This window comes from Streptomyces sp. NPDC056738 (genome assembly GCF_042790435.1).
GTDB lineage: Bacteria > Actinomycetota > Actinomycetes > Streptomycetales > Streptomycetaceae > Streptomyces.
This window is the reverse complement of the sequence record NZ_JBHTZF010000018.1, coordinates 34,865-52,494: the sequence shown is the minus strand read 5'-3', so window position 1 is coordinate 52,494 and position 17,630 is coordinate 34,865. Positions and strand designations below refer to the sequence as shown.

General features: G+C 73.0%; 15 protein-coding genes. 4 read left to right on the top strand and 11 right to left on the bottom strand.

What is annotated here, in order from left to right; translation table 11 throughout:
- Positions 1–40: 40 nt before the first annotated feature.
- Together ACFRIC_RS35625 and ACFRIC_RS35620 are read right to left on the bottom strand one after the other, a co-directional pair.
- The gene (locus tag ACFRIC_RS35625) at positions 41–931 is read right to left on the bottom strand and encodes a universal stress protein (protein WP_382794889.1); all 891 of its coding nucleotides are present in this window, start codon (positions 929–931) and stop codon (positions 41–43) included.
- A gap of 229 nt (positions 932–1,160) precedes the next feature.
- Complete coding sequence (locus ACFRIC_RS35620; protein WP_382794886.1) at positions 1,161–1,781, bottom strand: hypothetical protein; 621 nt, start codon at positions 1,779–1,781, stop codon at positions 1,161–1,163.
- A gap of 304 nt (positions 1,782–2,085) precedes the next feature.
- On the opposite strand from ACFRIC_RS35620, the gene ACFRIC_RS35615 reads away from it, so the two are divergent.
- Together ACFRIC_RS35615 and ACFRIC_RS35610 are read left to right on the top strand one after the other, a co-directional pair.
- Positions 2,086–2,550 (top strand): Crp/Fnr family transcriptional regulator, encoded by a 465-nt coding sequence (locus tag ACFRIC_RS35615; RefSeq protein WP_382794883.1) that lies wholly within the window; start codon positions 2,086–2,088, stop codon positions 2,548–2,550.
- A gap of 151 nt (positions 2,551–2,701) precedes the next feature.
- Entirely contained in the window at positions 2,702–3,406 is a 705-nt protein-coding gene (locus tag ACFRIC_RS35610) for a response regulator (protein ID WP_382794880.1), read from the top strand.
- A gap of 39 nt (positions 3,407–3,445) precedes the next feature.
- Here ACFRIC_RS35610 and ACFRIC_RS35605 read toward each other — a convergent pair whose 3' ends face one another.
- Together ACFRIC_RS35605 and ACFRIC_RS35600 are read right to left on the bottom strand one after the other, a co-directional pair.
- Positions 3,446–5,830, bottom strand: coding sequence for a glycoside hydrolase family 65 protein (locus tag ACFRIC_RS35605; protein ID WP_382794877.1), 2,385 nt, complete (start codon positions 5,828–5,830; stop codon positions 3,446–3,448).
- A gap of 137 nt (positions 5,831–5,967) precedes the next feature.
- The gene (locus tag ACFRIC_RS35600) at positions 5,968–8,352 is read right to left on the bottom strand and encodes a phosphoketolase (RefSeq protein ID WP_382794874.1); all 2,385 of its coding nucleotides are present in this window, start codon (positions 8,350–8,352) and stop codon (positions 5,968–5,970) included.
- A gap of 86 nt (positions 8,353–8,438) precedes the next feature.
- On the opposite strand from ACFRIC_RS35600, the gene ppk2 reads away from it, so the two are divergent.
- Positions 8,439–9,242 (top strand): polyphosphate kinase 2, encoded by an 804-nt coding sequence (gene ppk2, locus ACFRIC_RS35595; RefSeq protein ID WP_382794871.1) that lies wholly within the window; start codon positions 8,439–8,441, stop codon positions 9,240–9,242.
- An 18-nt stretch (positions 9,243–9,260) separates the two neighbouring features.
- On the opposite strand, the gene ACFRIC_RS35590 is transcribed toward ppk2, so the two are convergent.
- The 4 genes from ACFRIC_RS35590 to ACFRIC_RS35575 all read right to left on the bottom strand — a co-directional run bounded on the left by ACFRIC_RS35590 (position 9,261) and on the right by ACFRIC_RS35575 (position 13,244).
- Complete coding sequence (locus ACFRIC_RS35590; RefSeq protein WP_382794868.1) at positions 9,261–10,283, bottom strand: zinc-dependent alcohol dehydrogenase; 1,023 nt, start codon at positions 10,281–10,283, stop codon at positions 9,261–9,263.
- A 63-nt stretch (positions 10,284–10,346) separates the two neighbouring features.
- A complete protein-coding gene (locus ACFRIC_RS35585; protein ID WP_382794865.1) occupies positions 10,347–11,252 on the bottom strand; it encodes a universal stress protein in 906 nt (301 codons plus the stop codon).
- Between the two features lie 439 nt (positions 11,253–11,691).
- Positions 11,692–12,891, bottom strand: a complete 1,200-nt coding sequence (locus tag ACFRIC_RS35580) for an RNA polymerase sigma factor (RefSeq protein ID WP_382794863.1) — start codon at positions 12,889–12,891, stop codon at positions 11,692–11,694.
- On the bottom strand, positions 12,891–13,244 hold the full coding sequence (locus ACFRIC_RS35575; RefSeq protein WP_382794860.1) for a YciI family protein: 354 nt from the start codon (positions 13,242–13,244) through the stop codon (positions 12,891–12,893). Before ACFRIC_RS35575 ends, ACFRIC_RS35580 begins: the two co-directional genes overlap by 1 nt.
- A gap of 101 nt (positions 13,245–13,345) precedes the next feature.
- Between ACFRIC_RS35575 and ACFRIC_RS35570 the strand changes: the two genes are divergently transcribed.
- Positions 13,346–14,419 (top strand): acyl-CoA dehydrogenase family protein, encoded by a 1,074-nt coding sequence (locus ACFRIC_RS35570; RefSeq protein WP_382794857.1) that lies wholly within the window; start codon positions 13,346–13,348, stop codon positions 14,417–14,419.
- On the opposite strand, the gene ACFRIC_RS35565 is transcribed toward ACFRIC_RS35570, so the two are convergent.
- From ACFRIC_RS35565 to ACFRIC_RS35555, 3 genes are all read right to left on the bottom strand, one after another.
- Positions 14,409–15,551, bottom strand: coding sequence for an LLM class flavin-dependent oxidoreductase (locus tag ACFRIC_RS35565; RefSeq protein WP_382794854.1), 1,143 nt, complete (start codon positions 15,549–15,551; stop codon positions 14,409–14,411). The two genes, ACFRIC_RS35570 and ACFRIC_RS35565, sit on opposite strands and share 11 nt — an antisense overlap.
- 90 nt (positions 15,552–15,641) lie before the next feature.
- Positions 15,642–16,196 carry an NADPH-dependent FMN reductase gene (gene ssuE, locus ACFRIC_RS35560; protein ID WP_382794851.1) on the bottom strand — a complete coding sequence of 185 codons (555 nt, stop codon included), beginning with the start codon at positions 16,194–16,196 and terminating at the stop codon, positions 15,642–15,644.
- Positions 16,197–16,895: 699 nt separating this feature from the next.
- The gene (locus ACFRIC_RS35555) at positions 16,896–17,378 is read right to left on the bottom strand and encodes a hypothetical protein (protein WP_382794848.1); all 483 of its coding nucleotides are present in this window, start codon (positions 17,376–17,378) and stop codon (positions 16,896–16,898) included.
- Positions 17,379–17,630 lie beyond the last annotated feature (252 nt).

Sequence of the window (17,630 nt, the reverse complement as noted above, 5' to 3'; positions counted from 1 at the left end):
CCGTACCGCGGGACACCGAGCCGTCCGCCGTTCCGGGCCGTCAGTCGTGCGGGACGACCGCCACCGGTGCCGTGGAGTGGTGCAGCACCGCCTGGGTCACCGGACCGATGTGACCGCCCACCGGGGACTGCCGGTTCCGGCGGCCGACCACGACCAGCGCGGCGTCGCGCGAGGCCTCCACGAGATGCGGCCCCGCGCCGCCGATCACGGCCTGCCGGCGCACCTCGACCGCCGGGAACTTCTCCCGCCAGGGGGCCAGTGTCTCGGCGAGCCGGCGCTGCGCCTCGGTGAGCAGGTCCGCGTTGACGTCCGCGTCGAAGGCGCCGCCGTAGCCGTAGTACGGCGGCGGGCTCCAGCCGTGGATGACGTGCAGGCCGGTCGCCCTGTGGGCCGCCGCCCGGAAGGCGAACCCGATCACGGCGGCGTCCGGGTGCTCCAGGTCGAGGCCGAGCACGACCTCCTCGCGCCCGGGGGCGTCCTCGGCGGCCGGCGGCCCGTCGGCTCGTACGAGAACGACCGGTGTCCGGCTCCGGGCCACCACGGCCTGTGCCACGGACCCGGTCAGGAAGCCGGCGACGCCGCCGAGGCCCCGGGACCCGAGCACCAGCAGCTCGGCGCCCTCGGCGGCGGCCAGGAGCGCGGCGACCGGCTGCTCGGCGACGCGCTCCGCGGTGACGGACAGACCGGGGTGGTCCGCGGCGAGCTTGACCGCGGTCTCGTGCGGGAGACGCTCCGCCCACTCCCGCTGCGGGTCCTCCGACGGCGGCGGAACCGCGACGCCCGCCGGGAGGCCGTACACGTAGGGATGCCACAGCCAGGCGTGCACGAGGTGCAGCCGGGCGTCCGTGCGCCGGGCTTCACCGGCCGCCCACTCGGTTGCGGCGAGGCTTTCGGGCGAGCCGTCGAGACCGACGACGATGGTGCGGGACATCTGGGGACCTCCTTGGGGATGCAGGACGAGTCTCGCGTCGCGCGCGGGCCCGGAGGAGGGGCCGCTGGTCCTCGGCGGGGGCCAACCGGCCCATGTGAGAAGGGACTTCATGCTCCCGGGCAGGGACTTCATGTCCCCCGTGCGACGACGCGTCCGACCGCGGCGCCCTCATGTCGTCGCGAGGGCGCCGCGGGGGTGCCGCGGGGGTGCCGCGGGGGTGCGGTCGCGGTCACCGCAGCCAGGGGCTCCGGCTCACCACGGGAAGCCGCTCCCACAGGCGGCCCAGACCCCAGGTGGCGCCGGCGCCCGCGACGGCGAGCGCCACGAGGACGACCGCGTAGATCACGTGGTAGTCGACGAAGGGGTTGGGCGACATGCTCGGCGAGCCGTCGGACAGATGGCGGGCCGGCGGCCATTCGGCGAGCCACATGAACGCCATCATCACCGCGCCGGCGACCGCGGCGAGCCGCAGGGCGACACCGGCGACGAGGGCGACGCCGATGCCGAGCAGGCCCGCCATGAACAGCCAGTCCACCCAGGCGGCACCGGCCCAGGAGTGGAACGTCGACTCCATCGGTCCGGCGGCCACTCCGCCGAGGAATCCCCTGGTGGGTGAGCCGCCGTCGATCCAGCCCTTGCCGGACGGGGTGGCGTAGCCGAACCCGAAGGCCTTGTCGAGGAAGGCCCACAGGAAGACGAAGCCCGTCAGGAGGCGCAGACCCGCGAAGGCGTACGAACGGATCGTCGTGGCCGAGGTGTTCGCGGCCTCTCCCGACGCCTGTGCCGACCGGATCCCGCGCGGGAGAAGGTGGAACCCTGTGTGCCGGTGAGGTTGCTCGTGGACTGCCATGATGCTGATCCCTCCCAGGGGTGTTCGACGTGGGGCCCGGTCTCGGGCTCCGCTGTGATCGCCTCCGTTGCGCCTTCAATGTCCCGCGGCCGCAAGGGAGTTCGGAGGGGCCGCGAGTCCCTGACGACGGGCCGAAGGTCCCTGCCGCGCCGCACGCCCGACACGGGACCAGGTGACCGGCTCCGCCCACGGTCCGCGCCCGTGCCATGCGGTCCGCCATCGGGGCCGGACGGCCCATGGCGGCGGACGGACTGCGGGCGGAGATTCGAGAGGGAAGGGTCACGCGCCAGGAAGAGGCAGGATCATGAGCACTTCCACCACGTCCACCATGCTGCGGGCGCTGCCCGCCGATCACCGGGAGCGCCTCCTGGGGCTGGCCCGCGAGGTGTCGTTCCCCGAGGGCACCCGGCTCTTCGAAGAGGGCCGCAACGCGGACCGGTTCTGGATCGTCCGGACCGGCACGGTGGCCCTCGACCTGCGGGTCCCGGGCCGCCGCGCGGCCGTCATCGAGATGCTCGGGCACAACGAACTCGTCGGCTGGTCCTGGCTGTTCGCCCCGCACGTCTGGCATCTGGGCGCCGAGACGACGAGTCCCGTGCGCGCCTACGAGTTCGACGCCGAGGACGTCCGGGCGCTGTGCCGCGAGGATTCCGAACTGGGGATGGCCGTGACCGCGTGGGTCGGAGGGATCGTCGCCCACCGGCTCCAGTCGGCCCGGACCCGGCTGCTCGACCTGTACGCCCCCTACGGAAGCGGCAGCGCACGCTGAGAACGGGCGGCGGGCTCCGGACCTGTCCGCGACGCGGAGCGCGAGCGGACGCGGATAGGGCCGGTCGGCCCTAGTGCGGCCGGGCCGGAAGCGTGATGATCGACGTGAGGGGACTCGCGATCCGGGGTCCGTCACTGAACGAGGGGTCGTCATGGCCGAGGTGCGTACGTTCTCCGAGCGCGACCCGATCAGGGTCTTCCTGCTCGACGACCACGAGGTGGTGCGCCGTGGTCTGACCGACCTCCTGGACGCCGAGCCGGACATCTCGGTGGTCGGCGACGCGGACAGCGTGGAGCACGCCCTCGTGCGCGGCCCCGCGCTGCGCCCCGACGTGGCCGTCCTCGACGTACGCCTGCCGGACGGCGACGGGATCAGTGTCTGCCGCGAGCTGCGCAGCCAGATGCCCGAGCTGTCCTGTCTGATGCTGACGTCGTTCGACGACGAGGAGGCGCTGCTCGACGCGATCATGGCCGGGGCGTCGGGCTACGTGCTGAAGCAGATCAAGGGGTCCGACCTGATCTCGGCGGTCCGTACCGTCGCGTCCGGCCAGTCGATGCTGGACCCCACGACGACCGCCCGGCTGATGCGCAAGCTGCGGGCGGACCCGGCCGAGGAGCCGCCCGTCGCGCAGGAGCTCGCCGGCCTCTCCCCGCGCGAGCGGGACATCCTGGCGCTGATCGGGGACGGGCTCACGAACCGGGAGATCGGCAAGGAGCTCTATCTGTCGGAGAAGACGGTGAAGAACCACATCTCCCGGCTGCTGGCCAAGCTCGGCGTCCAGCGCCGCGTCCAGGCCGCGGTCCTCGCCAACCAGCTCGAACACCCGGAAGCGGCCGGCCACCACTCCGGGCGCTGAGTCCCGCCCCCGCTCACCCCCGCGCGTGCCCGGCGCCGGTCACGGTCGCCGGTCGGGCAGGGTGAGCATGCAGGACTCCCCCGGTGCCACCGTGACCGTGCGGTCCGCCAGGGTGATGTCGATCGGCGGCTCGTCCGACGCGGGCACGCTGACGTTCAGCCGCCCCGCGCTCAGGCGCAGGTGGACTCCACGGTGACCGCGGTAGCGGATCGACAGACCGTACTCGGACAGCTCGGCCAGCGGCACCGGGTCGAACCGCAGCGCCCCGCCGCGGGTCTCCAGGCCGGTCAGCCCGCGCTGGACGAGGTCGAGGGTGCCCGCCATCGCGCCCAGATGGATGCCCTCCGCCGTGGTGCCGCCCTGGAGGTCGGCGATGTCGCCCTGGAGCGCCTCGTGGATGTAGGTCCATGCCTCGACGCGCCGGGCCCGGCCCAGCACCCAGCCGTGCACCAGGCTGCTCAGCGTCGAGCCGTGGCTCGTACGCCTCAGGTAGTGGTCGACGGTGCGCCGCCAGAGGGCGTCGTCGACCTCGTGGCCGAGCCTTCGGAACAGGGCGCCCAGTTCGGCGGGCGAGAAGAGATAGCCCAGCATCAGCACGTCCGCCTGCTTCGAGGCCTGGTACCGGTTGACGCTGTCGCCCTCGGCCTCCAGGATCCGGTCGAGCCGCCGGATGTCGCCGTACCGCTTCCGGTAGCCCTCCCAGTCGAGCTCCGCGAGGTCCCCGTACCCCTCGAACTGACTGATGACCCCGGCGTGGAAGGGCACGTGCAGTCCGTTCGCCACCTCGTGCCACAGGTCGAGTTCGGCGGGGTCGAGGCCGGTCCGCTCGACCAGGTCCCGGCGCAGCAGCTCGGGCAGCTCGCCCAGCACGTCGAGCGTGCGGCAGAGCACCCAGGCGGCGGTGACGTTGGTGTACGCGTTGTCGTCGAGCCCGGGCCGGGCGGCGTCCGGGTAGGCGTCGTGGTACTCGTCGGGGCCCACTACGCCGCGGATCCGGTACCGCCCGAGGGCGCCGTCGTACTCGGCGAAGCCGGCCCAGAAGCGGGAGATCTGCACGAGCATCTCGATGCCCTTGGTGTGCAGGAACTCGGCGTCGCCGCTGGCCTCGCAGTACTGCCACACGTTGTAGGCGATCGCCGATCCGACGTGGTGCTGGAGGTGCGAGTGGTCGGGCAGCCAGCGCCCGGAACGCGGGTTCAGATGGAGTCGCTGGGTCTCCTCCCGTCCGTCGCTGCCGCTCTGCCACGGGTACATCGCGCCGGTGCGGCCGGCGTCCTGGGCCGCGCGGCAGGCCCGCTCCAGGCGGCGGTGGCGGTAGGTGAGCAGGGCGCGGGAGACCTCGGGGAAGTGGAGGTTCAGATACGGCAGCACGAACAGTTCGTCCCAGAAGACGTGCCCGCGGTAGGCCTCGCCGTGCAGGCCGCGCGCCGGGACGCCGACGTCGAGCTCGCCGGTGTGCGGGGAGAGCGTCTGGAGCAGGTGGAACTGGTGCAGGCGCAGGATCGAGCCCACGCTGTCGCGTACGTCGAGTTCGGCGGTGCGCCACAGTTGCTGCCAGGCGGTGCGGTGGGTGTCCAGGAGCGTCTCGAAGTCCGGGGCGTGCCCGACGCGGTCCACGGCCGCGTTCAGCGGGTCCTTGATCGCCAGGTCGTGGGAGGTGTGGAGGGCCACGGTCTTGTCCACGGTCACGGTCCGGCCGTCGGTGAGCGTGATCCTGAGCGACTGGGCGGCGCGTCCCGGGGTGTGCGCGTCCGTGGTGTCGGCGGGCGCGTCGGTGACGGTCCTGGCGGCCAGCCCGATGCCGGTCTCCGAGGCGGTGGTGCGGCAGCGCAGCCAGACCGTGTCCGGCTTCCCGGTCCCGGTGCCGACGTCCGTCAGGTGGCGGGAGGCGAGGGAGCGATAGCGCTCGACCCCGCTGTTGGTGACGGTCCCGTCGAGGGCCGACTCGATCTCGACGGGACCGGACCAGCCCTCGGCCGTCAGCTCCGTGCGCAGCAGGGCGAGGTGGGGATCGCCCATGTGGACCAGGCGGAGCTGGCGCACGGCGAGGTGCCGGCCCTCCTCGTCCTCGTAGCGCGAGACACGCTCCAGGGTGCCCGCGACCAGGTCGAGGCGCAGCCGGTGGTCGAGCAGGCGGTGGGTGTCGGGGGTGAGCCAGGTCCCGGTGGCGGTCCGTACGCGCAGGGGAAGCCAGTTGGGGAGGTTGACCATGTCCTCGTTCTCGACCTGCTGCCCGGCCACCTGTGAGGTCAGCCGGTTGTAGCAGCCCGCCGCGTACGTGCCCGGGTAGTGGACGGAGTCGGCCGCGCACTCGGGGGCCGCTCCCCGGGTCGCGAAGTACCCGTTGCCGAGGGTGCACAGCGATTCGCGCAGGCGTTCCTGCGCCGGGTGGTAGCCCTCGTAGTCCCAGGTGAGGTCGTCCATGCCCCCATCCTCCGGTACGGGCGGCCCGCCGTCCTCGCGGCACGCGCGCGGCGACGGCGGGCCGCTGCCGTGCCCGTCGGCCGCCGCCGCGTACCCACGGGCGGCGGCACGCTGCTCCTGGCGCGGGCCCGGCCCCCTCAGCCGGTCCAGGCCCAGTCGGCGACCTCGGGAAGATCGGTGCCGTGCTCGCGGATCCAGATGTCGTGGCGGGAGCGGGCGTCGGCCATCCTCTGGCGCAGGGCGGCGGCGCGCACGCCGAGGCCGGGGACGCGGTCGATGACGTCCATGACGAGCCGGTAGCGGTCCATGTCGTTGCGGACGACCATGTCGAAGGGGGTCGTGGTGGTGCCCATCTCCTTGTAGCCGCGCACGTGGAGGTTCGCGTGGCCGGTGCGGCGGTAGGCGAGCCGGTGGATGAGCCAGGGGTAGCCGTGGTACGCGAAGATCACCGGCTTGTCGGTGGTGAACAGTCCGTCGTACTCGAAGTCGCTCATGCCGTGCGGGTGTTCCTCGCGCGGCAGCAGCCGGGTCATGTCGACGACGTTGACGACCCGGACGGCGAGCTCGGGCAGATGGCGGCGCAGCAGGTCGGCGGCGGCCAGGATCTCCTGGGTGGGGACGTCGCCCGCGCAGGCGAGGACGACGTCGGGCTCCCGGTCGCCGTCGGCCGTTCCCGCCCAGTCCCAGATGCCGGCGCCGCGGGCGCAGTGGGCGCGGGCCTGGTCCATGGACAGCCAGTCGAAGCAGGGCTGTTTGCCGGCGACGACGACGTTCACGTAGTCGCGGCTGCGCAGGGCGTGGTCCATCACGGACAGCAGGGTGTTGGCGTCCGGCGGGAGGTACACGCGCACGACCTCGGGGCTCTTGTTGAGGACGTGGTCGACGAAGCCGGGGTCCTGGTGCGAGAAGCCGTTGTGGTCCTGGCGCCAGACGTGCGAGGTGAGCAGGTAGTTGAGGGAGGCGATCGGGGCGCGCCAGGGCAGTGCGCGCGAGGTCCGCAGCCATTTGATGTGCTGGTTGACCATGGAGTCGACGATGTGCACGAACGCCTCGTAGCAGGAGAACAGCCCGTGCCGGCCGGTGAGGAGGTAGCCCTCCAGCCAGCCCTGGCAGGTGTGCTCGGAGAGGATCTCCAGCACCCGGCCGTGCCGGTCGAGGTGTTCGTCGACGGGCAGGGTCGCCGCCTGCCAGGCCTTGCCGCTGGCGCCGTAGACGGCGTCGAGGCGGTTGGAGGCGGTCTCGTCGGGGCCTACCAGCCTGAAGTCGCGGCGCTCCGAGGTCTGGCGCATGACGTGTTCGAGGAGGTCACCGAGGACCCGGGTCGGTTCGTGCAGGGCGGCTCCGGGCTTGTCGACGGGGACGGCGAAGCGGTCCAGGGGCGGGAGCGGCAGATCGCGCAGCAGGAGGCCGCCGTTGGCGTGTGGGGTGGCGCCGAGGCGCCGGGAGCCCTCGGGCACGCAGGCCAGTACGTCGGCGGCCGGCCGGCCCTGGGCGTCGAAGAGTTCCTCGGGGCGGTACGAGCGCAGCCAGGTCTCCAACTGTCGCAGGTGTTCGCGGTTCTCGCGGACCGAGGCGAGGGGGACCTGGTGGGCGCGCCAGGTTCCTTCGACGGGCTCGCCGTCGACCTCCGCGGGGCCGGTCCAGCCCTTGGGGGTGCGCAGGACGATCATCGGCCAGTGGACGCGCTCGCCGACGCCCTGCTCGCGGGCGGTCTGCTGCATGACGGCGATGCGGTCGAGGGCGTCGTCCATCGCGGCCGCCATGGCCCGGTGCACCTGGGCGGGGTCGTCGCCGGTGACATGGATCGGTTCGTGGCCGTATCCGCGCAGCAGCTCGTCGAGTTCGGCCTCGGGGAGGCGGGAGAGCACGGTCGGGTTGGCGATCTTGTAGCCGTTGAGGTGCAGGATCGGCAGGACGGCGCCGTCGTGGACCGGGTCGAGGAACTTGTTGGAGTGCCAGGACGCGGCGAGCGGTCCCGTCTCCGCCTCGCCGTCGCCGATCACGCAGGCGACCAGCAGCCCGGGGTTGTCGAAGGCGGCTCCGTAGGCGTGGGCGAGGGAGTAGCCGAGTTCGCCGCCCTCGTGGATGGAGCCGGGCGTCTCGGGAGCGACATGGCTGGGGACTCCGCCGGGGAAGGAGAACTGCCGGAACAGTTTCTCCATGCCCTCCAGGTCCCGGGGCACAGAGGGGTACGTCTGGCTGTACGTGCCCTCCAGCCAGGAGTTCGCCAGCACGGCGGGGCCGCCGTGCCCGGGGCCCCAGACGCACAGCGCGTCCAGTCCGCGTGCCTTGATCACCCGGTTGAGGTGGGTGTGGACCAGGTTGAGGCCGGGTGAGGTGCCCCAGTGGCCGAGCAGGCGGGGCTTGATGTGCGCGGGAGTCAGGGGCTCGGTGAGCAGCGGGTTGGCCAGCAGATAGATCTGGCCCACGGCAAGGTAGTTGGCCGCCCGCCAGTGGGCGTCCAGCGTGCGCAGTTCGTCGTCGGTCAGTACCGTGCTGTCCTGGTGTTCGGCCTTGGGCATGGTGACTCCGTAGGTCATCGGGGTGGGGCGACGAGGCGGGTCATCGCGGCGCCTCACGGGAGGCGTCGTCCGGCGGAGGAGGCGGCATGGCCGGCGGGAAGACGGCGAAGGTGCCGCTCGCGGCGTACGAGCGGGAGCTGCTGCGTCTGCAGACGGAGCTGGTGAAGCTCCAGGAGTGGGTGCGGACCGAGGGTGCCCGTGTGGTGGTGGTCTTCGAGGGCCGGGACGCGGCGGGCAAGGGCGGCACGATCAAGCGGGTGGCGGAGCATCTGAACCCGCGTGTCGCGCGGATCGCGGCGCTGCCCAAGCCGACCGAGCGCGAGCGCACCCAGTGGTACTTCCAGCGGTACGTGGAGCATCTGCCGGCCGCCGGGGAGATCGTGCTGTTCGACCGGAGCTGGTACAACCGCGCCGGGGTCGAGCACGTCATGGGCTTCTGCACGAAGGAGGAGCACCAGCTCTTCCTGCGGCAGTGCCCGATCTTCGAGCGGATGCTGGTCGAGGCGGGTGTGCTGCTGCGCAAGTACTGGTTCTCGGTGAGCGACGCGGAGCAGCAGAAGCGGTTCCGGCGCCGGCTGAAGGACCCCACGCGGCGCTGGAAGCTGTCCCCCATGGATCTGGAGTCGATCACGCGCTGGGAGGCGTACTCCCGGGCGAAGGACGAGATGCTGGTGCACACGGACATCATCGAGGCGCCGTGGTTCGTGGTCGAGAGCGACGACAAGCGCCGCGCCCGGCTGAACATGATCGCCCATCTGCTGTCCACCGTCCCGTATCGCGAGGTCCCGCCGCCGGTGCTGGAGCTGCCCGAGCGGCCGCCGTCGACGGGTTACGTGCGGCCGCCGCGTGATCTGCAGACGTTCGTCCCGGACCACGCGGCGAGCCTCTGAGACGTTCGGGCGAGGAGGTCAGCCCGTTTCGCCGAAGTCGAACACGATGCGGGCCTGGACCCGGCCGTGCAGGACCTCGTCCATGGACTCGTTGACCGACGCGAGGGGCCGGGATTCGCGGATGACCCGGGTCCGGCCCGCGGCGTGCAGTTCGAACACCTCGGCCAGGTCCTGCCGGGTGCCGACGATGGAGCCGATCACCGAGGTGCCGTTGAGCACGGTCTCGAAGATCGGGACCTGGATCGTGCCGTGCGCCGGCATCGCCACCATGACGAGCTTCCCGCCGCGCCGCAGTCCGGTGTACACCGCGGCGAAGGCCTCCTCGTTGACCGCGAGCGCGAGCGCGGCGTGGGCTCCGCCGCTGCGCCGCAGCACCTCGCCCGGGTCCTCCTTGCGGGCGTCGATGACGATGTCGGCGCCGAGTTCCGCGGCGAGTTCGAGCTTGTCGTCGGTGACGTCGACGGCCGCCACGGTCGCTCCGGCGATCTTCGCGTACTGCAGGGCCAGATGGCCCAGTCCGCCCACCCCGGAGATGGCGACGAGCTGGCTGGGCCGGACGTCGGCGACCTTCAGGGCCTTGTACGTGGTGACGCCGGCGCAGGTGAGCGGGGCGGCGTCGAGCGGGGAGATGCCCTCGGGCACGGGCTGGGCGAAGTCGGCCCAGGCGAGCATCTTCTCGGCGTAGCCGCCGTCGTATCCGTAGCCGGTGTTGAGCTGCTGCTCGCACAGGGTCTCCCAGCCGGAGAGGCAGTGCTCGCAGCGTCCGCACGCCTTGCCGAGCCAGGGCACGGCCACCCGCTGCCCCACCGTGAGATGGGTCACGCCGTCGCCGAGCGCCTCGACCAGGCCGACGCCCTCGTGGCCGGGGACGAACGGCGGGCTCGGCTTGACCGGCCAGTCGCCGTTGGCCGCGTGGATGTCGGTGTGGCAGAGCCCGGAGGCCTCCAGCCGGACCCGGACCTGGCCGGGCCCCGGTTCGGGATCGGGGCGCTCCTCGATGACCAGCGGCTCACCGAACGCTCGTACGACTGCTGCTTTCATCAGGTGTCTCTCCTTGCGCGATCGGACCGCGAGCGGCGGCGGGCCGGGTGCGGCCCGTGCCGGTCACGGGTGCGGCACGACGGCCACGGGGGCGGTGGAGTGATGGAGCACGGCGTGCGTGACGGGCCCGATGTGGGCGCCGAGCGCGGCATGGCGGATCCTGCGGCCCACGACGACGAGCGAGGCCTCCCGGGAGGCGTCCACGAGGTGGTTGGCCGGCTTGCCCGACAGGGAGTCCTCGATGATCTCGACGGCCGGGTACTTCTCGCGCCAGGTCCGCAGGGCGACCGTCATGGAGGCCGCGTCCTCGGCGGCCAGCCGGGTGCTCATCTTCAGGTCCGGCGGCAGCCCGTAGGCGATGTAGGGCGGTTCGTTCCACGAGTGCACGACCCTGAGCGCGGTGTCGCGCACCAGCGCGGCCTCGAAGGCGAAGCCGATCAGCGCGTCGTCCGGGGCGCCGGTGTCGAGGCCGAGCACGACGGGCCGGAAGGGGGCGGCGGCGGAGGGGATGCCCGCCGGGTCCTGCACGTGCTCGTCGGCGGCCTGTTCGCCGGCCCGTACGAACACCACGGGCCGTTCGGCGTGGGCCGCGACGGCCAGCCCGACGGAGCCCACCATGAAGCCGCCCGCGCCGCTGAGCCCGCGGGTGCCGAGGACCAGGAGTTCGGCGTCGTCCACGGCCTTCATCAGCGCCTCGGCGGGCCGGCCGGTGAGCTGCTCCGTGGTGACCTCGACGCCCGGGTGGCGTGCCCGCACCCCTTCGGCGGCTTCGCGCGGGATCCGCTCGCTCCAGTGCTGGTGGGTCTCCGCTCCGAGCAGCGGAGCCTGGGCCACGGGGTCCGGGGCCGCTTCCCAGACGTTGACCAGTCGGACCGGCAGACCGCGCAGCCGCGCTTCGCGGGCGGCCCATTCGGCTGCGGCGAGACTCTCGGGAGAACCGTCGAGGCCCACGGTGACGGTGCGGGGCATGATGTCCACCTCCTGAATCGGGGGCCCGGTGGGGCTCCGATTCCAGGGTCGTGTCGAGGGATCGGACGGGGCAGGGGCCGCAGGTCCCCGATCCGGGCCGTTCGGCCCATGCGGGCCCGGGGCCGCGCGGTCGCGCTCCGGACGAGGTGATGGTCGACGCCCCTCGTGGCGGTGCGGTCGGCGCCCGGTCCGGCGACGGAGGGCGGCACCGGGTGCGTCGGTGGGAGACCTCGTGCACGGCCGTGTGGCGATCCCTTCGAGGATACCGAGGATGCCGGGCCGCCGCCCGGCCTCGATCACCGTCCGTGCGACGATCGATCACCGTCCCGGCGGCGAGGGTCGGTCGGGGTGCTCGCGACGACCGGTCGGGGTCCTGGCGGCCGTCGATCGGGGTCCTCGCGGCCGTCGGCCGGCGTCCGCGCGGCGATCCGCCGGGCCGTCAGGCTTCCGCGAGGGCGGCCCTGGTCCGTTCGAGACGGGCGCGTTCCGGCGCGCTGCCGGTGAGCCGGATGGCGGCGTCGTACGCCCGCAGGGCCTCGGCGTCGCGTCCCAGCCGGCGCAGCAGCTCGGCCCGTACGGCGTGGAAGGCGTGGTACCCCTCCAGGTCCAGCTCCTCCACGAGGGCGAGGGCGCGCTCCGGTCCCTCGGTCTCGGCCACGGCGACGGCACGGTTGAGGGCCACGACCGGGCTGGGCGCGAGCGCCATGAGCTGGTCGTACAGCGTCAGGATCTGGCCCCAGTCCGTCGCGGCGGCGGTCGGCGCGTCGCTGTGGACGGCGTTGACCGCGGCCTGGATCTGGTACGGCCCCGGCCGGTCCCGGCGCAGACACCGGCGCACGAGGGCCTGGCCCTCGGTGATCAGGTCCCGGTCCCACAGGGTCCGGTCCTGTTCGGCCAGGAGGACCAGGTCACCGTCAGCCGTCGTGCGGGCGGGCCGCCGGGCCTCGACGAGCAGCATCAGCGCGAGCAGGCCGAGCGCCTCGGGTTCGTCCGGCATGAGTTCGACGAGGAGGCGGCCGAGCCGCAGGGCCTCGGCGCAGAGGTCCGCGCGGCCCCCGTACCCCTCGTTGAAGACGAGGTAGACGACGGCCAGGACGCCCCGGACACGGTCGGGCAGGTCCGCGTCGCGCGGGACGCGGTAGGGGATGCCCGCGTCCCGGATCTTGGCCTTGGCGCGGACGATCCGCTGGGCCATGGTGGGTTCGGGGACGAGGAAGGCCCGCGCGATCTGCGCGGTGGTCAGACCGCCGAGCAGCCGCAGGGTGAGGGCCACCTGGGCCTGGGGGGCCAGCGCGGGATGGCAGCAGGTGAAGATCAGACGGAGCCGGTCGTCGCGCACGGGGCCCTCCTCCACGGGTTCGTCCGGGGTCCGCAGCCGGGCGGCCTCGGCCTGCCGGGCGGCGCGGGTGGACTCGCGGCGCAGCCGGTCGACGGCGCGGTTGCGGGCCGTCGTGATGATCCAGCCGGCCGGGCTCGGGGGTACGCCGGTCTCCGGCCACTTCGCCATGGCCGTGGCGAACGCGTCCTGGACCGCCTCCTCGGCGAGGTCGATGTCGCCGAGGAAGCGGATCAGGACGGCGACCGCCCGGCCGTACTCGGCGCGGAAGACGGCCTCGACGTCGTCGGCGCCGACGGGCATCAGTCCTCGGTCTCGTGCGTGAACGGGCGCACCTCGATCGGCAGAGTCGTGGCCAGGGTCGCCTTGCGTCCCCATGTCAGCGCCGCGTCCAGGTCGGGCGCCTTGATCAGGCAGATCCCGCCCAGATACTCCTTGCTCTCCACGTACGGCCCGTCGGTGACCAGGACGTCACCGTCCCGGGCCCGCAGCACGGTGGCGCTGTCCGGCCCGTGCAGTCCCCCGGCGAACACCCAGGCACCGGCCTCGCGCAGCTCCGAGTGGAACACCTCCAGCTTGTGCATGATCTCTTCCAGGACCTCCGGCACGGGCGGCTCGCCCTGCGGCTGCATCACGCTCAGCAGGTAGTACTTCATGATGTGTCCTCCTCGGTGGTCCCACTCGGTGTCTTTCCCTCTACACGAACGGGAGGGTGCCGGATCGACACACGCCACGCCGACAGCGGGAGATTTCCTCGATGACCGTCCCACCGCATCCGCTCGTCGCCGCGGCCCGGGACCTTGCGTCCCGGGTGCTGGCACCGCTGGCCGAGGAGGTGGACCTGAACGGTGTGCCCGCGAGCAGCATCGAGGCCGTGAAGCGGTCGGGGCTGCTCGGGATCGCCGCGCCCGTCGCGGACGGCGGCTCGGCGGCGCCCGCCCCGGTGGTCCGCGAGAGCGCGGAGATCCTGGCCGGGGCGTGCTGCTCGACGTGGTTCGTGCAGACACAGCACCACACGCCGGTGGCGACCCTGGCGAAGAGCGGTCTTCCGGTACGGGAGCGTCTGCTCGGTCCGCTCGCGCGCGGTGAGCTGCTCTCCGGGGTGGCGTACGCCCAGTTGCGGGCCTATCCGCGCGTCCCGGTGCGGGTGACCCGCGAGCGCGGCGGCTGGCGCTTCGACGGGACGGTCCCGTGGTACACCGGCTGGGGGCTGAACGACGTCATGCTGCTGGCCGGGGTGACCGCCGACGACGAGGCGCTGTTCGCGTTCACCGAGGCGCGCGAACAGCGGGGACTGCGTCCCTCCCCTCCGATGCGGCTCGCCGCGCTCACCGCGTCCCGGACGGTCTCGCTGGAGCTGGACGGGCTGTGGCTGCCCGACGACGCGGTGGCGCTGCGCACTCCGTACGAGTCCTGGGCGGTCACCGACCGGCCCAAGAACACCAATGCCTCACCGGCCGTCTTCGGGATCACCGCGACGGCGATCGGCCTGCTGGAGGACGATCCCTCGGCGAAGGACACGGCGGCCGCGCTGCGGACGCGTCTCGACGAGGTCCGGCGGCGGGCGTACGAGCTCGCCGACCACCCGGTGCCGACGGAGCGGATCGAGGAGCGGCTGGAGTGCAAGACACGGGCGTACGACGTGATGCGGGCGGCCACGACGGCGGCGGTCGTGGCCGGGGGCGGGCGGGCGATGGATCTGCGCAGCCCGGCCCAACGGCTCGCGCGTGAGGGGATGTTCCTGCTCGTGCAGGGGCAGACGGCCCAAGTGCGCGCCGCGCACCTGGGGTCGCTGGGTTCGCCCGGGCGGACCGGTCCGCTCAGCCGCTGAACGGCACCTGCGCCACCGGTGCGGGCGGGGCCGCGAACGGATGCCGCCACAGTCCGCGCGCGGCGAGCCGGGGCAGGACGCCTTCGCCGAACCAGTACGCCTCCTCCAGGTGCGGGTAGCCGGAGAGCACGAACTCGTCGATGCCGAGGGCGTGATACTCCCCGATCCGGTCGGCGACCTCCTCGTGGCTGCCGACCAGAGCGGTGCCCGCTCCGCCGCGCACCAGTCCGATGCCGGCCCACAGGTTGGGGTGGATCTCCAGTCCGTCCCGGCCGCCGCCGTGCAGCGCGAGCATCCGCCGCTGGCCCTCGGACTCGCTGCGGGCGAGCCCCTCCTGCACGGACCGGACCGTCGCCGGGTCGAAGCCGTCGAGGAGCCGGCGGGCCTCCGCCCAGGACTGCTCGGCGGTGTCGCGGGTGATGACGTGCAGGCGGATGCCGAACCGTACGGTCCGGCCCTCCTTCGCCGCGAGCCCGCGGATCCAGGCGATCTTCTCGGCGACCTGGGCGGGCGGTTCGCCCCAGGTGAGGTAGACGTCCGCGTGGCGGGCGGCGACCTCGCCCGCGACGGGTGAGGAGCCGCCGAAGTAGATCTCGGGGACGGGGTCGGGGACCCGGGCGAGCCGGGCGTCCTCGACCCGGAGGTGCTCGCCGGAGAGGTCGACGGTCCCGCCGTCCCACAAGTCCCGGACGATCTCCAGGAATTCGCCGGTACGGCGGTAGCGGGCGTCCTTGTCGAGGAAGTCGCCGTACGCACGCTGCTCGTGGCTCTCGCCGCCCGTGACCACGTTGAGCAGGAGCCGTCCGCCGGTCTGCCGCTGGAAGGTGGAGGCCATCTGCGCGGCGAGCGTGGGCGAGACGAAGCCCGGCCGGAAGGCCACGAGGAACTTCAGCCGCTCCGTACGCTGGCTGACCATCGCGGTCGTCAGCCACGCGTCCTCGCACCAGGCGCCCGTGGGGGTGAGGGCACCGACGAACCCCAGGTCCTCGGCGGCGCGGGCGATCTGGCTCAGATAGGCGACCGTCGGCGGCCGGTCCCGCCCTGTCGCGGTGGCGGGGGTGCCGTGCCCGCCGCCGACGACATCGCGGCTGTCGCCGTTGGTGGGCAGGAACCAGTGGAAGGTGAGGGACACGGCGGCGTTCTCCGATCGTTTGGACCTGCGGGGTCCGGGCGGGGCCGGCGTCGGCCGGGGCCGGCCGCCGGGAGATCTCGGCCGGGGGCGTCAGCCCGTCGCGGCGAGCAGGGGCGTGCGGCCGAGGGCCGCGGAGAACTGGTCCACCACCTGGGCCAGTGCCTCGGCGCTGCCCGGCGCCACGGTGACGCTGCCGTCCTGGCCCGTGACGATGTCCTTGTCGAGGGTGAACCAGCCCTGCACGATGTGGGCCGCTCCCATGGAGTTGAGGACCGGACGGAGTGCGTAGTCCAGGGCGAGCACGTGGGCCGTGCTGCCTCCGGTCACCAGGGGCAGCACGGTCTTCCCGGTCAGGGCGTACTGCGGGAGCAGGTCGAGCAGAGCCTTCAGGACGCCGGAGTAGGCGGCCTTGTAGACGGGGGTGCCGATGACCACTCCGTCGGCGCGGGCGAACAGTTCGGTCGCCTCGACTATGGCCGGGTGCTGGAAGTCCGCGCCGAGCAACGCCTCCGCGGGGATCGTGCGGACGTCGAGGGGGATCACCTCGTGGCCGTGCGCGGCGAGCCGGGTGTCGAGGTGACGCAGGAGCTTGGCGGTGCGGGAGGAGACCGAGGGGCTGCCGGATACGGACAGGACGGTGGCCATGAGTCCTCTTTCGTGGACGGGTTCCGGTGGACGGGTTCCGGGTGGGTGCCGTGAGCGGGCTCGCGGGTGGATTCCGTGTCCCGGGTTCCGGGTGAGTGGGCGTGACCGGCGTTCCGGGGCAGGCGGACCGCCGGTCGGCGGTGAGCGAACGGGGACGACGGGCCAGGCTCGCACTCCACGCGCGCGGCCCGCTGGAAAGGCGCCTGAGTCCTGACGGACTCCCCGCCCCCGAGCGTCGGTCGGGCCTCCGGGCGCCGCACGGACCGCGGCGCGGTCTGCGGGGCCCGGCGGTCCGGGACGTGTCGGGGCTCGGGAACTCAGCCCGGATCAGAGGGAGTTCGGGTGCCGGAGCAGGAGCCGGGGAGGAGGGCGCACACCGGACCACGGCCGGAGGAAGTCACCGTGGGCGGACGGACCCGCGCGAAGGAGACCCGGAGTCGGGGGTCGTCAGACTTCGCGGCGACAGAAGGCGCTGCAGACACGCGCGAGGTCGACGTGGCGTCGCCGCGTGAGGTCCAGTCGCATCGTCATACGGAGATCGTCGCAGCCCAGGGCGAGGGCAGTCAAGGAACGGCGGTCCGGTCTCGCATCCCGGACGGTGAAGTGCACCGGCGCTCCCCGGACATGGGCCAGGCCACCCTCGCCCCGGCGGCGGGCGTGAGCCGCGCTCGCCGGTGCGCTCCTCGCCGTTCCGGGTTCTCAGCCGCGTACCGGCATGATCCCGTGCCTCCGGCGCGGCTTGGGGGCGTCCAGCATCGTGACGCCGTTGTAGCGGCGGCCCCGCGCGAAGAGCACCGGAGCGGCGACGAACGTGACGAAGACCGAGACGACGCTGACGGGGAACAAGGTCGGGAGCGACTGCCCCTCGGGGAGCGTGCGGCCGCCCTCGTGGACGGCGTAGCCCGCCGCCGCGAGGAGGACGATGACGCTCAGCGCGGCCAGGACCAGCAGGACGGCGCCGGTCCGCCGCGTACGGGCCTCGGTGCGGACCTCGGCCAGCAGGGAGGCGTCGCAGACCGGGCAGATCAGTTCCACGCTCTGTTTGCCGGACGCCGGCCGGCGCACCCGGTACAGGCTGTCCTTCCAGGTGATCCTGCGCGTCCGGGTGAGGAACCCGGTCGTCGTGTCGCTGAGGATGTGGCGCACCGCGACTTCCACCGTGCCAGGTATGGGTCGGTTCATGTCCCGTCAGCCCCCCGTTCGCACGCGTCCCGGTCCGGACGTGCGGCCACCACAGTGTCGGATTCGCGGCGGCGGAGATCAACAGCCCCCGGCAGGCTTTGCCCCGACTATGCCTTCCGGGTGAACGAGCCTCCGGTGAGCGGGAGTTGCCGCGGACTCAGCCCGATCGGCAGGCCGAGGAAACCCGCCTGACGTCACGTCGGGACCGCAGGGCCCGCTCGCCTTCGTACGCTTGAACCGGTGTTTGCCGGG